11 protein-coding genes are annotated in these 14516 nt (G+C 73.1%); 4 read left to right on the top strand and 7 right to left on the bottom strand.

Annotation, left to right across the window (positions count from 1 at the left end; all coding sequences use genetic code 11):
• Positions 1–145: 145 nt before the first annotated feature.
• The gene (locus ACIOJE_RS31295) at positions 146–1132 is read left to right on the top strand and encodes a helix-turn-helix domain-containing protein (RefSeq protein WP_280685247.1); all 987 of its coding nucleotides are present in this window, start codon (positions 146–148) and stop codon (positions 1130–1132) included.
• 266 nt (positions 1133–1398) lie between these two features.
• Positions 1399–3702: a glycosyl hydrolase family 18 protein gene (locus ACIOJE_RS31290; RefSeq protein ID WP_400780813.1), complete on the top strand. Its 2304-nt coding sequence runs from the start codon at positions 1399–1401 to the stop codon at positions 3700–3702.
• Between the two features lie 211 nt (positions 3703–3913).
• Here ACIOJE_RS31290 and ACIOJE_RS31285 read toward each other — a convergent pair whose 3' ends face one another.
• Positions 3914–5203: a geranylgeranyl reductase family protein gene (locus ACIOJE_RS31285; protein WP_400780915.1), complete on the bottom strand. Its 1290-nt coding sequence runs from the start codon at positions 5201–5203 to the stop codon at positions 3914–3916.
• 334 nt (positions 5204–5537) lie between these two features.
• On the opposite strand from ACIOJE_RS31285, the gene ACIOJE_RS31280 reads away from it, so the two are divergent.
• Positions 5538–6902 carry a dipeptidase gene (locus ACIOJE_RS31280; RefSeq protein ID WP_400780810.1) on the top strand — a complete coding sequence of 455 codons (1365 nt, stop codon included), beginning with the start codon at positions 5538–5540 and terminating at the stop codon, positions 6900–6902.
• Here ACIOJE_RS31280 and ACIOJE_RS31275 read toward each other — a convergent pair.
• Positions 6878–7738, bottom strand: coding sequence for a DUF4184 family protein (locus ACIOJE_RS31275; RefSeq protein WP_400780807.1), 861 nt, complete (start codon positions 7736–7738; stop codon positions 6878–6880). The two genes, ACIOJE_RS31280 and ACIOJE_RS31275, sit on opposite strands and share 25 nt — an antisense overlap.
• Positions 7739–7845: 107 nt before the next feature.
• Positions 7846–8913, bottom strand: coding sequence for an NUDIX domain-containing protein (locus ACIOJE_RS31270; RefSeq protein WP_400780805.1), 1068 nt, complete (start codon positions 8911–8913; stop codon positions 7846–7848).
• A gap of 455 nt (positions 8914–9368) precedes the next feature.
• Between ACIOJE_RS31270 and ACIOJE_RS31265 the strand changes: the two genes are divergently transcribed.
• Positions 9369–10283, top strand: coding sequence for a ribokinase (locus ACIOJE_RS31265; protein ID WP_400780802.1), 915 nt, complete (start codon positions 9369–9371; stop codon positions 10281–10283).
• Between the two features lie 114 nt (positions 10284–10397).
• Here the strand turns inward: ACIOJE_RS31265 and ACIOJE_RS31260 are convergent, their stop codons facing one another.
• From ACIOJE_RS31260 to ACIOJE_RS31245, 4 genes are all read right to left on the bottom strand, one after another.
• Positions 10398–11327, bottom strand: a complete 930-nt coding sequence (locus ACIOJE_RS31260) for a C40 family peptidase (RefSeq protein ID WP_400780799.1) — start codon at positions 11325–11327, stop codon at positions 10398–10400.
• A gap of 308 nt (positions 11328–11635) precedes the next feature.
• The gene (locus ACIOJE_RS31255; protein WP_280685239.1) at positions 11636–13054 is read right to left on the bottom strand and encodes an acyl-CoA synthetase; all 1419 of its coding nucleotides are present in this window, start codon (positions 13052–13054) and stop codon (positions 11636–11638) included.
• A 178-nt stretch (positions 13055–13232) separates the two neighbouring features.
• Entirely contained in the window at positions 13233–14195 is a 963-nt protein-coding gene (locus tag ACIOJE_RS31250) for an electron transfer flavoprotein subunit alpha/FixB family protein (RefSeq protein ID WP_400676391.1), read from the bottom strand.
• A gap of 45 nt (positions 14196–14240) precedes the next feature.
• On the bottom strand, positions 14241–14516 hold a 276-nt coding region (locus ACIOJE_RS31245; protein WP_400780796.1), incomplete at its 5' end, for an electron transfer flavoprotein subunit beta/FixA family protein.

Below are 14516 nucleotides of genomic sequence, written 5' to 3'. Positions count from 1 at the left end.
TGCGGAGGTCTCCGCCGGTGAGGTGGTGGTCATGCCCCGATCACACCGCCTGCCGGCCCGGGCCAGGTACTCCTTTAGGCTCTGGCTAAATCCATCCGCCCCCACCGTGCCCGCGTCCACGTACGGCGCGGCAGGAGAGCACCCCGTGCACCGCTTCACGCTCGGCCTGGCCGACCTCGCCACCACCTGGTTCGCCGTCTCCCCGATCCAGGAGGCCTCGCTCAGCCTGCGCATGTGGACCCACCCGGGCGTCTACTCGCTCCAGACTCCGGCCTTCGAACGGCTCCGGCCCGCCTTCGAACGGCTGGACTCCACGCTGTTGCTGTCGCTCATCGCCGGAAACCGCTGGATCCCCGACTTCCTGACACCCCGCCCGGCCACCCCGGCCGCCGACTTCCGCACCGAGCTGGCCACCGTCCGCGCGCTGCCGCCGGAGCAGCTGCGCCCCGAACTGGAGCAGACCTTCCTGCCGCACGGTCGGCCGATGCCCGCCGCGCTCGCCGCAGGGCTGGCGGACCCGGCGCGACTGCTGCAGCGGATCGCCGACGCGCTGGAGGAGTACTGGGAGGTCTGCCTCGCGCCCTCCTGGTGGCCGCAGGCCCGTGCGGTCCTGGACGCCGACCTGGTCTACCGGGCCCGGTTGCTCTCCCAGCACGGCGCGGCGGCCCTCTTCGCCGACCTGGACCACCGACTGCGCTGGGAGGACGGCGTCCTGTCGATCAACCGGCGATGGACGGACTGGGACGCCGAGACCGCCGTGGACGGACGCGGCCTCGTGCTCATCCCGACCTTCTTCGCCCGCGGCGCGATCACCATGATCAGCAACGACCGGGCGCCGCAGATCAGTTACCCGGCCCGCGGCCAGGCGGGCATGGCCGGCGCGGGTACGCCGGTGCCGCCGCAGGCCCTGGCGGCACTGGTCGGCGGACCGAAGGCCCGGCTGCTGACCCTGCTCGCCGAACCCGCCTCCACCACCGACCTCGCCTACCGACTGGGCGTCACCCCGGGCGCGGTCAGCCAGCACCTGTCCGTCCTCGCCGCCACCGGCCTGGTCACCCGGGCCCGGCACGGCCGCTCGGTGCTGTACCTGCGCAGCCCGCTCGGGGACGAGCTGGCGGGGGCGAACAGATAACAGATAACAGATTTCAACTTCTGTTATCTGAAATCTGAAAGTTGTCATCTGTCACCCGTCGGCCGCCACCCCCAGTCGCCACCCGGGCCTCCACCCCCGACCTACCCCCCCCAACTCCCCAGTGGTACAGACCTGTTGACGCATTGGTCCAGTCCTCCTACAGTGCCCATGCCCCGTCTCCCCACAACACGGGCACCCATCGCACACGCACCAAGCCCCGCGGTTCTACGTCGCCCTGTTCAACCCCCACAGTCACAGGGAGAACCATGTCCGCTCGATCCCGGGCCAGACGCCCACGCGTGCGCAGCAGACTGCTGGCACTGCTCCCCGTCCTGCTCCTGCCCCTCGCCGCGCTCACCGCGCTGGCAGCCCCGGCGAACGCCACCGGAAAGCTCACCGCCACCTTCACCACCGCCAACAACGGCTCCTGGTGGCAGGGCACCTACATCGTCCACAACGACAGCGCCACCGCCGTGACCGGCTGGACCCTGGAGTTCGACCTGCCGGCCGGCGTCACCATCGGCAACAGCTACAACGGCACCGCCACCGTCAACGGCCGGCACGTCACCGCCACCAACGCCTTCTACAACGCCACCGTCAACGCCCACAGCACCACCGAGCCGTACAGCTTCTGGTTCGTCGGCAACGGCCCGGTCTCCACGCCGACCAACTGCCGCATCAACGGCGACAAGTGCGACGGCACCGCCGACGTCCCGCCATCGGCGCCGGGCACCCCGGTGGTCACCGAGTCCACCGCGCACACGCTCACCCTCACCTGGCCGGCCGCCACCGGCGGCGACTTCCCGGTCGCCTCCTACGACGTGCTGAACGGCAGCACCGTGGTCGCCTCCAGCACCACCGCCGGCACCCTGGTCACCGGGCTCACCCCGGCCACGACGTACACCCTGACCGTTCGGGCCAAGGACAGTCGAGGCAACACCGGGCCGCTCAGCGCACCCGTCACCGCCGCCACCTTCGACCCGTCGACGGACACCACCCCGCCCACCGCGCCGACCAACCTCCGAGCCACAGCCGTCAGTTCGTCGGACGTCACGCTCACCTGGAACGCCGCGACCGACAACGTCCGGGTCGCCGCGTACGACGTCTACCAGGGCGGCACGCTGGTGACGACGGTCGGTGGCGGCACCCTCACCGCGACCGTCGGCAGCCTGTCGCCCTCCACCACCTACACGTTCACCGTGAAGGCCCGCGACCCCGCCGACAACGCCTCGCCCGCCTCCTCACCGCTCACCGCCACCACTTCGGACCTGGTCGGCGCCGGAAAGTACGCCCGGGTCGGCTACTTCGTCCAGTGGGGCATCTACGGCCGCCAGTACTTCGTCAAGAACCTCGACACCTCGGGCGGCGCGGCCAAGCTCGACGTCGTCAACTACGCCTTCGAGAACATCGATCCGGTCAATCTGACCTGCCTGGCGGGCGTCACCAAGGGCGCCACCGCCAACCCGCAGGACCCGGACCAGGGCACCGGCGCCGGTGACGCCGACGCCGACTACGCCCGCCCGATGAGCGCCGACCAGTCGGTGGACGGCGTGGCCGACGACGGCTGGGGCAAACTCCGCGGAAACCTCAACCAGTTGAAGAAGCTCAAGGCCAAGTACCCGAACCTGAAGGTGGTCGTCTCGCTCGGCGGCTGGACGTACTCCAAGTACTTCTCGGACGTCGCCGCCACCGACGCCTCCCGCCAGAAGTTCGTCAAGTCCTGCGTGGAGACCTGGATCAAGGGCAATCTGCCGGTCTACAACGGTGCCGGCGGCGACGGCGTGGCGGCCGGGATCTTCGACGGCATCGACCTCGACTGGGAGTGGCCCGGCTCCGCCGACGGCCACGCCGGCAACCACTGGAGCACCGACGACAAGGGCAATCTGACCCTGCTGCTGGCCGAATTCCGCAAGCAGCTCGACGCGTTGGGCGGCTCGCACAAGTTGCTCACCGCCTTCACCCCGGCCGACCCGGCGAAGGTCGCCGCGGGCTGGGACCTCACGAAGATCTTCAGCTCGCTGGACATCGCCAACGTCCAGGGCTACGACTTCCACGGTTCCGGCAGCGACAACTCCTGGGAGCCCAACCGCACCGGCCCGCAGGCCAACCTCTACAGCGACCCGAACGACCCGTACAACGTCCACTTCAGCGTGGACGCGGCGGTCCAGGCCTACCTCGGCGCCGGGGTCAACCCGCGCAAGCTCACCATCGGCTTCCCGTTCTACGGGCGCGGTTGGCAGGGCGTGGCGGACGGCGGCGCCTCCGGCGTGTGGCAGTCCGCGAACGGCGCCGCCCCCGGCCAGTTCGCCGAGGAGGCCGGTACCCGCGGCTACAACAACCTCATCACCGGCGTCCCCGACCTCACCGTCTACCACGACCCCAAGTCCATTGCGACGTACGGCTACACGGGAGCCGGTGGCCAGTGGTGGACCTTCGACGACACCTGGTCGATCGCTCAGAAGACGGCCTACCTCAAGTCGAAGAACCTGCTCGGCGGCATGATCTGGGAGATGTCCGGCGACACCCCGTCCGGCACGCTCATCAACGCCCTCGATTCCGGCCTCAAGTAGCCGGGAAGACCGGCCTGTTGGACCGGTGACGCGAGACGGCCGGCGCTCCAGAGCAGCGGAGCGCCGGCCCACGTCGTCCCTGCGTCCCTCGTCGTCCCGCATCGGCCTCCGCACGACGGAGACGCCCGCGCCGGGCAGGCCATCCCTCAGCGGAACGCCCGCGCCGGGCAGGCCATCCCTCAGCGAAACGCCCGCGCAGGACGGCCCCCCCTCAGCGGGACGCCATCGCCGCCAGCTTCCGGGCCGCGCGGTACTGCCGCAGCACCTGGGCAAAGGTGGTGTGCCCCTGGGTGGTTCGGGCGAAGGCCCGCCAGGCCGGCGGCACCAGGCAGACCGCCGCGTGGAACAGGTACGGGCGCCGCTCGAAGGCCCCCAGCAGCTGCTTGCCGGCGCGCATCTCCACGCCCAGCCCGGCCTTGATGGCGAACGCGTAGTTCAGCGCCTCGCGCCGCACGTCCGCCGCCTTGCCCGCCTCCGCGACCTTCACCGCCCACTCGCCGGCCAGCCGGCCCGAGCGCAGCGCGTACGAGATGCCCTCACGGGTCCACGGCTCCAGCAGTCCGGCCGCGTCCCCGGCGACCAGGACCCGGCCGCGGGAGAGCGGCGAGTCCTCGGCCCGGCAACGGGTCAGGTGCCCGGACTCCACGCTCGGGGTGAAGCCGGACAGGCCCAACCGCCGGATGTAGTCGGCGAGATACTGCTTGGTCCGCTCCCCGTCGCCGCGTGCCGAGATGACGCCGACGGTCAGGCTGCTCGACTCGGTCTTCGGGAACACCCAGCCGTAACTGCCGGGCAGCGGGCCCCAGTCGAGGTGGATCCGGCCGGACCAGTCCGCGGCGACCTGCGGCGGCACCGGGATCTCCGCCTCCAGGCCGAGGTCGATCTGGTCGAAGGTGACGCCGACGTGCCGGGCGATCCGGCTCGCGCTGCCGTCCGCGCCGACCACCGCGCGCGCCTCGAAGGTGCGCCCGTCGGTGGCCGTCACCAGCGCCGTCCGGTGCTCGCCGCCGCGCTGCTCGACGCCGGTGACGGTCACTCCCGTGACCAGCACCGCCCCGGCCTGCTTGGCCGCCTGGACCAGGCGCAGGTCGAACTCGTCCCGGTTGACCAGGCCGAACAGCATCTGCCGGGAACGACGCGTCCGGGTGAACCGCCCGTCGTACGCGAAGGTGACGGCGTGCACGCGGTCCTGCAGCGGCAGCCGGAAGTCGGGCGGCAGGCTGTCCCGGGACGGGCCGATGATGCCTCCGCCGCAGGTCTTGTAGCGGGGGTGCTCGGCCTTGTCGAGGAGCAGCACCCGGCGGCCCTGGACGGCTGCGGCGTGCGCGGCCGAGGCCCCGGCCGGTCCGGCGCCGACCACCACGACGTCCCAGACACCGTCGTGCGGGTCGGACGCCACCCGGTCGGTCTGCGGCGCGGCCTCGGGCACCGCCGCAAGCCCGGTCTCGTCCTCGGGCGCGGTCTCAGCCTCGGCCGCGGTCTCGGACACCGCCTGGGGCATCGCCTCGGACACCGCCTCGGCCGCCTCGCCTGACGGCAGACCTGACGCCTGACCCGACGACCGGCCTGACGGCCGTCCGGGCACCTCGGCGTCGAGCGGCGAGGCCTCGGTGTCGAGTGGGCTGCGGGAATCGGAGCTTCCGGAGTCAGTCACGTCGAGCAATCCTATGCGTCCGCCGGTCCCGCCGGTCGCCGCACCGCCCCCGAACGCCAGACCGAACCACAGGGCCGAACCGCCGGACCGCCGTGTTCGACTCCGCCTATGATCGGCGGTACCCCAACCGACCCCCTCCGCCCGCACCACCCCTCGGGCGGACCCGTCCCCCGGAGCCCCGATGTCACAGCCCCTGGCCGACGCCGTCCGGTCCCTGATGGACCGTGCCCGCACCGACCTCGCCGAACTGGTCGCCTTCCCCTCGGTCGCCGACCCGCGCCAGTTCCCGGTCGAGGAGTGCGAGAAGGCCGCCCGCTGGGTCGCCGACGCCTTCGCCGCCGAGGGCCTGACCAACGTCCGGCTGCTGGACACCCCGGACGGCACCCAGTCCGTCTACGCCGAACTGCCCGGCCCCCAGGGCGCGCCGACCGTCCTGCTCTACTCGCACTACGACGTCCAGCCCCCGCTCGACGAGGACGCCTGGCTCAGCCCCGCCTTCGAACTGACCGAGCGCGACGGCCGCTGGTACGGGCGCGGCGCCGCCGACTGCAAGGGCAACATCCTGATGCACCTGACCGCCCTGCGGGCGCTGCGCCAGGCGTACGGCGACGCCTACCCGGTCAGCCTGAAGATCATCGTCGAGGGCTCGGAGGAGCAGGGCACCGGCGGCCTGGAGCGCTACGCCGAGGCCCACCCCGAGCTGCTCGCCGCCGACGCCATCATCATCGGCGACACCGGTAACTTCGCCCCCGGCCTGCCCACCGTGACCGCCTCGCTGCGCGGCATGACGATCGTCGAGGTCGCGGTCACCACCCTGGCCGGCAACCTGCACTCCGGCGCGTTCGGCGGCGCCGCCCCGGACGCGCTGCAGTCGCTGGTCCGGATGCTCGCCTCGCTGCACGACGAGAACGGCGACGTCGCGGTGGCCGGGTTGGCCGGCGACCAGACCTGGACCGGCGTCCAGTACCCCGAGGAGCAGTTCCGCTCCGACGCCAAGGTGCTTGACGGCGTCGCCCTGACCGGCACCGGTACGATCGCCGACCGCCTCTGGGCCCGCCCCTCCGTCACGGTCCTCGGCATCGACGCCCCGCCGGTGATCGGCGCCACCTCCTCCGTCCAGGCGTCCGCCAAGGCCCTGGTCAGCCTGCGCGTCCCGCCGGGCAGCGACCCGGCGGCTGCCCAGGACGCGCTGGTCGCCCACCTGGAGGCGCTGGTCCCGCTCGGCACCCGGCTGACCATCGAGCGCCAGGGCAACGGCGCCCCGTTCAGCGCCGACACCACCGGCCCGGCGTACGAGGCGATGGGCGAGGCCATGGCCGAGGCCTTCGGCACCGCGATGGTCACGTCCGGCCAGGGCGGCTCGATCCCGCTCTGTAGCACCCTGCGCTCGCTCTACCCGAAGGCCGAGATCGTGCTCATCGGCGTCGAGGAGCCGACCGCCCAGATCCACGCGGTCAACGAGAGCGTCGACCCGCAGGAGCTGGAGCGGATGGCCCTCACCGAGGCCCTGTTCCTCCGCCGCTACGCCGAACTGCGCTCCGTCTGACGCGCGTTGGGCCGGGGGCTGCCGGTGGTGGTCCCCGGCCCCGATCCCGGACGCCCGCCGCGGAGCCTGCGGGCGACGGTCGCCGCCACCGCGTAGCCGACCGCGCCCACCGCGAGCCCGGCCCCGGTGCCGAAGCAGAACTCCGGGATCAGGTTCCGCCGTAGCGGGACCAGCCGGTGCAGCACCCCGGCCGCCGTCGCCGCGCCCAGCGCCGTGACGGCGGCCCGACGCGCCCGCGGCGCGAGGACGACGGCCGGGCGGACCGGCTCGACGGCCCGTACGGCGCGCGCCGCCCAACCCGCCATAGCGGCCAGGGCGAGCGCCGAACTGCCGTACTGCAGCGCGGAGTAGAGCGGGGTCCCGGCCACCTGCCGGTCCAGCACCGGGAGCAGCCGGACGCCGATCCGGCCCTCGTGGGTGAACGCGTCCCAGCCGACGTGGGTGGCCGCACCGATCGCCGCCGACGCCGCGAACCAGGCCGCCCCCGTACGAAGTGCCCCCATACCGAGCACCCCACCGGCGGGCCGCCGAACCGTCAGCGCCTCGGCGGCGCCCGCCCACCGGTCGGGCAGCAGCGCCACCAGCGGCGCGCGCAGCAGGCCGTGCCAGCCGACCACCAGCGCGCCCGCGATCGCCACGTCCAGCGTCGGCACGGCCCACCAGCGGTGCGTCAGACCGCCGTGCCCGTACACCCCGGGCAGCAGCGACTCGGCGAAGAACGGGACGTCGGGCGCCATCGACCCGGCGACCAGCGCCGAGGCGACCAACGGCCCGCGTTCCCCGGCGGCACGCAGCAGCGGGAGGACGGCGGCGGGGTGGCTCAGTGTGAACGGCATGCCCCCATCCTCCCGCCCCCACCGACCGACCGGCCGGCCAACGCCCACGGCGGTCAGGGGTCGGGAGTGGTTCGGGGGCGTGAGAACGATCTCTGCGATCGGTGCGGCTAGGCGGCGTCCGCCGTGCTGGCCAGGCCGAGCGCGACCCGGCGGCCCGCCTCCAGGTAACGCAACTCGCCGCTGCGGCGGGCGTCCAGGGCGGCGGCGAGGCGCAGGTAGCGGCTCGGGGGCAGCAGGTCGGCGGCCTCGTCCAGGGTGACGAAGCGCCAACTGCGCAGTTCCTCCGCCTGGAGCAGCAGGTTCTGCCGGGCGGCGGCGTCCAACTGGCCGCCGTCGTACATCAGGCGCAGGCCGCCGCGGCGCGGGCCGGTGCGCGGCTCCCAGTCGACGGCGAGCAGGCGCAGCCCGGACGGGTCGAGCCGCAGGCCCAACTCCTCTGCGGTCTCGCGCAGGGCCGCGTCGGTGGGGGCCTCGCCGCGCTCGACCACGCCTCCGGGAAAGTCCCAGTCGGGCTTGTAGACGGGATCGACCAGGAGGACGCGGTCCTGCTCGTCGAAGAACAGGACCGCGGAGGCCACGGTGTCCCCGGTCGGTTCCGGGGTCTGGACGATCGGGCAGCGGGCGGCGCCGACGCGGACCATTTCGGCGATACGGTGGGCGGTCTCGCGGGGGGTGAGCTCGCTGGTGTCGAGCATCCGGGCGTCCTCGACCAGCCAGCGCCGGGCGGCCCGGTAGCGGGCCACGTGCTCGAAGCACCACGTGCGGACCCGCTCGCTGGCCTCCGGATCGCCCGGGCACTCGTCGCGGCGAGCGATGCGGTCACGCAGGATCGTTTCTTCTGGGTCCAGGACGAAGTGGTGCACCGCTATGCCGTGAGAGGCGAGGTCGCCGAAGATCTCGTCCCGGTAGTCCTCTCTGAGCAGGGTCATCGGGACCACCAGCGGGCCCGCCACCTCACTGAGCAGCGCGGCCGCCGTCTCGGGGACGAGCCGGCGCCAGGCCGCCAGGTCCTGGAAGTCGGACACCGTCGCCAGCCGGTCGGACGGGAGCATCCGACGCAGACCGAAGCCCACCAGCTCGGGATCGAAGAGCACGCTCCCGGGCAGCAGTTCCACCAGCTCGCGGCAGGCACTCTTCTTGCCCGCCCCGAATGTGCCATTGACCCAGACGATCACAACGTCCCCTGCCCTCGACTTGCCCCGATGCCGTTCGCATCGGGCGGCGCCCCCGTCGGCCGAACCAGCGCTACCCGTGGTGGTACCCGCGCCACGCCGCTCCCCATGCCTCCCCACCGCGCCCGCCGTTGCGCCCCAGCCCGCCCCTTGACAGGGGCATGTGCCCAGGCCAGCCACCTTCCCAGGAGAATATGTAGACCGGTCTACATGAAAGCTACACCCACTCCTCATGCCTCACGCACAGGAGTTCGACCTGTCCGACTTCCCGTGCGGCACCATCGCCCCCACCGGCCCGGCTGCGGCGACCAACCGACAAACTCCGCCCGGTAATCTATAGACCGGTCGACATAATTCAGTAGACCGGTCTGCATATTCCTCCCCGCGCCCCTCTCGCGCCCCCAACGCTCCCCAGCGCCTGCTTGCGCCGTGCACGCCCCAGCACGTACAGATGGACGATGAAGCTGCTCCCCGCCGGTCGCGTCGTCGTCATCGGCTCGGTCAACACCGACCGCATCCTCCGCTGCCCCGTACTCCCCGCCCCCGGCGAAACCGTCCTCGCCACCGCCGCCGCCCGGGGCTTCGGCGGCAAGGGCGCGAACCAGGCCGTGGCAGCAGCGCGGATGGGGGCCGCGACACACCTGGTCGCGAAGGTCGGCACCGACGCCGACGGCGAGGCGGCGCTCACCGATCTGCGCAGCGCGGAGGTCGAGACGGGCGCCGTACTCACACACCCCGACGCGCCCACCGGTCAGGCGATCGTCATGGTCGACCCCGCCGGCGAGAACAGCATCGTCGTCGTCCCCGGCGCCAACGCCCGCCTGACCGCCGCAGAGGTCACCGCCGCACTCGCCCGCCTGCGCCTGCTCCCCGTCGATGTGCTGCTCACCAGCGGCGAGGTCCCCGAGGAGTGCATCCGCGCGACCGCCGCCGCCCTGCCCGCCGACGGCACCCGCTGGGTGCACAACGCCGCCCCCGCCGGTGCGCTCCCCGACACCGGCCCGACCGGACGCCGCCCCCTGGTCGTCGCCAACGCCGTCGAGGCCCGCCAGCTGACCGGCACCCGCACGGTCGAGGAGGCCGCCCAAGCCCTCGCCCGCCGCGCCGACGGCGCCGTACTCACCCTCGGCGGCGAGGGCGCGCTGGTCGCCGCCGACGGACGGCTGACCCGGCTGCCCGCCCCCGCCGTCCAGGTGGTCGACACCACCGGCGCCGGCGACGTCTTCTGCGGCGCCCTCGCAGCCGAGCTCGCCCGCGGCACGTCCCTGCCCGACGCGGCCGCCACCGCCGTGGCCGCCGGCGCGTTCGCCGTCACCGCCCTCGGCGCCCGTGGCGCGCTCCCCCGCCCGAGCGATCTCGGGCCGGCCCGCTGAGCGATCCGCGGACCGACCCACCGACCGCCCCCGGCAGCACCGCCCGGGGACACCCGGGACGACAACTCCCGGACGCCCCCGGCCACCTGCCCAACAGCCAGCCCGACCGCCCGCCTAAGGCCTCCCCATGTACGACGGGTAGTAGCCGCTGCTGATCCTGGAGATCCGGATCAGCGTCCCCGGCCGCGCCGCCTCGACGTACTGGTTGTTGCCCAGGTAGATCGCCACGTGCTGGATGCCCCGCTTGGTGCCGTCGGGGGACCAGAACAGCAGGTCGCCCCGGCGCAGCTGGCTCGCGTTGATCGGCGTGGTCGCCGCGTACTGGTCGTTGGCCACCCGCGGCAGGTTGATGCCGCCGCGCCGGAACGCCTGCTGCACCAGGCCCGAGCAGTCGTACCCGTCCGGCCCGTTGCCCGCGGTCCGGAACGGCTTGCCCAGCTGGCTGAGCGCGAACTGCACGGCGTTCTCGACGTTCCGGTCCGCCGCCACCGCGCCGGCGGACGACCCCGACGAGGACGAACCGGACGGGGCAGCGGAGGACCCCGCCGACCCGTCCCCCGTCCGCGCCACGTACACGTCGTAGTGCGTGGTCCAGCGCCACTCCCCCTTGCTGTTCTTGAACCAGTACCGCGACCCGTCCCACCCCTGCTTGATCCCACCGCTCGACGTCGTGCTCGTCGTGGAGGACGTCGCGGAGGAGGATCCGCCCCCCGTCCGTGCCACGTACACGCTGTAGTGCGTGGTCCAGCGCCACTGCCCCTGACTGTTCTTGAACCAGTACCGCGAGCCGTCCCACCCGGCGTGCGCCGGTGCCGGTTCGGCAGCCGCGGGGCCCACGCTGGTGCCGAGGCCGATCACACCCGCGCCGGCCACGATCACGGCCACCATGCCGATCCCCCTCCGGACCCGCGCGGCCCGGGAGGGACGGACGGGACGGGCGGCGGCCGCCCGCTGGTCGGTGGCGGTGACGGTGACGGTGACGGCAGCGTGCTGCCTGGTCGGTTCGTCGGCGGTACCCGGCGCACTGGTGTTGACAGTGGTCATCCTGCTGTCTTCCCTCACTACTGCGAACTGCCGCCACGGTGACGGCTGCGGAATCGGCTACGGACTCGCGGTACGTCCCGACGGATCGGCACGTACGGATCGGCAGACCCCGCCCGACATGCCGCAGCCTCCGGTCGTGCGACCGGAAGCCGCGGCATGTCGCCCAGGGATTCAGTTCTGCCTGCGTGTCACGTTAAGCACGCGTCCACTCACAGCGCGCAGCGGAGTGCGCCAATAGGAGGGTTCGCCCGGCGCTGACGGTGCATCAGGGTGAACAACCCGTCACCCGCATGGCACCAGACGCACCGTCACTTCTTCTCGCCGGCCTCCGTCAGCAGCTGCTTCTTGAGCACCTTTCCCAGGGCATTCCTGGGCAGTTCGGGCACCAGCACGACCCGGCGCGGCCGCTTGTGCGCGGAGAGCCGCTCGGCCACGAAAGCCGTCAGCTGTTCCCCCGTCACGGCGCCGTCCGGGACGACGTACGCGACGATCGCCTGCCCGAGGTCCTCGTCCGGTGCGCCGACCACCGCAGCGTCCGCGACCGCGGGGTGGTCGCGCAGCGCGGCCTCCACCTCGCCTGCGCCGATCCGGTAGCCGCCGCTCTTGATCAGGTCGACGGAGGCGCGACCGACGATCCGGTGGAAGCCGTCCGCGCCGATCACGGCGACGTCCCCGGTGCGGAACCAGCCGTCCGCCGTCCAGGCCTCGGCATCCGCGTCGGGCCGGTTGAGGTATCCGCTGAACAGGGTCGGCCCGGCGATCTGCAGTTCGCCGACGCTCTCCCCGTCGGACGGCACCGGCGCACCGTCCTCGCCGACCAGCCGGGTGCGCACCCCGTCCAGTGGCAGGCCGACGCTGCCCGGCCGACGCTCGCCGTCCGCCCGGGTGCTGACCGTGATCAGCGACTCGGTCATCCCGTAGCGCTCGATCGGGGCGTGCCCGGTGAGCGCCGCCAGCTTCTCGAACACCGGTACCGGCAGCGGCGCGCTGCCGGAGACCAGCAGCCGGGCCGAGGTCAGCCGCCGCGCCGCCTCGGGGTCGGCCGCCACCCGGGACCAGACGGTCGGCACGCCGAAGTACAGGCTGCCGCCCGCGGCCGCGTACCCCGCCGGGGTGGGCCGCCCGGTGTGCACGAGCCGGCTGCCGGTGCGCAGGGCGCCGAGGACGCCGAGCAGGAGGCCGTGCACGTGGAACAGCGGCAGGCCGTGGACGAGGGTGTCCTCGGCGGTCCACTGCCAGGCCGCGGCGAGCGCCTCCAGATCGGCGGCGATCGCCTCGCGCCGGATCACCGCGCCCTTGGGCGCCCCGGTGGTGCCCGAGGTGTAGAGGACGAAGCCGGTGGCGTCCGCCGCCGGCTCGGCGTACGTGGTCGCGGCGCGCTCCGCCGGGTCGACCGGAAGCCCCTGCACGCCCCCTGAACCGGCGTCACCCACGGCATGCGCGAGCAGCGCCGCGCCCGAGTCGCGCAGGATGTGCTCGCGCTCCTTGGGCCCGGAGTCGGGCGGCAGCGGCACCACGGGCACGCCCGCCAGCAGACCGCCGACCACGGCGACGACCGTCTCGACGGTGGGCCGGGCGAGCACCGCGAGCGCGGGGGCGCCGGCCACTCGGTCGGCGACGGCGGTCGCCGCGCCCAGCAGCTCCTCGCGGGACAGCGCCCGTCCGTCGATCCGCAGCGCGTCCGCCGCGTCCCCGTAGTCGCCCTGAAGTGCGGTCAGCAGTGCCATGCTTCCGTCCTCGCCCTCGTCTCACGCTGTCGCGCCGACTCTACGGGCCGCACCCGTCCGGCCCACGCACAGCCGACGCCTCGCCACCGCCACCGCCCGCCTGGCGGCGCCGGACACGTCGGAGGGCGTGGCACCGGGTACCCGGTGCCACGCCCTCCGCTGCTCCGCGCGGGGAGGATCAGCCCTTGCGGGCCTTCACCTCGGAGGTCAGCTGCGGCAGCACGGCGAAGAGGTCGCCGACCACGCCGTAGTCGACCAGCTCGAAGATCGGGGCCTCGGGGTCCTTGTTGACGGCCACGATGGTCTTCGAGGTCTGCATGCCGGCCCGGTGCTGGATGGCGCCCGAGATGCCCGCCGCGATGTACAGCTGCGGCGAAACCTGCTTGCCGGTCTGACCGACCTGGTTGCTGTGCGGGTACCAGCCCGCGTCGACGGCGGCACGCGAGGCGCCGACGGCCGCACCCAGCGCGTCCGCGAGCTCCTCGACGACACCGAAGCCGGCCGCCTCGCCGACGCCACGGCCGCCGGAGACCACGATCGCGGCCTCGGTCAGCTCCGGACGACCGGTCGAGACCCGCGGGGTACGCGAGGTGACCTTGGCCGCGTTCCCGGTGAACTCCACCGCCACGTTCTCCACCGCACCGGCGGCCGCCGCGGCCTCGGGGGCGACGGCGTTCGGCTTGACGGTGATGACCGGTGCGCCCTTCGTGACCTTCGACTTCACCTGGAAGGACGCGGCGAACACCGACTGCGTGGCGACCGGACCACCGTCACCGGCCTCCAGGTCGATCGCGTCGGTGATGATGCCGGAGCCCAGGCGCAGCGCGACGCGGGCGGCGATCTCCTTGCCCTCGCCGGAGGAGGTGAGGAGGACGGCCGCGGCGTCGTTGGCCTTGGCGATCTGGGTGAGGGCGTCCACCTTGGGGACGACCAGCTGGTCGGTGTACTCGGCGCCGTCGGCGACGTACACCTTGGCCGCGCCGTACTCGGCGGCCTTCGCGGCGATGTCGGCCGCGGCGGCGCCGGCGCCCAGCACGACCGCGGACGGCTCACCGATCCGGCGGGCCAGGGTCAGCAGTTCGAGGGCCGGCTTGCGGACCACACCGTCGGCGTGGTCCACGAGAACCAGGATCTCAGCCATGATTCGTTGCTCCTGATCGATCGTTGGATGCGCGAACGGGTGGGACTAGATGAACTTCTGGTCGGCGAGGAAGCCGGCGAGCTGCTTGCCGCCCTCGCCCTCGTCCTTGACGACGGTGCCCGCGGTACGCGCCGGACGCGCCGCCACCGACTCCACCGCCGTCCACGCACCCGCCAGACCGACCTCGTCGGCCTCGATCCCCAGGTCGTCCAGGTCCAGCGACTGAACCGGCTTCTTCTTCGCCGCCATGATCCCCTTGAACGAGGGGTACCGGGCCTCACCCGACTGGTCCGTCACCGACACCACCGCCGGCAGCGCCGC

This window comes from Kitasatospora sp. NPDC087861 (assembly GCF_044742585.1).
In the GTDB taxonomy this organism is placed as follows: domain Bacteria; phylum Actinomycetota; class Actinomycetes; order Streptomycetales; family Streptomycetaceae; genus Kitasatospora.
This window is presented reverse-complemented; position numbering and strand designations above follow the sequence as displayed.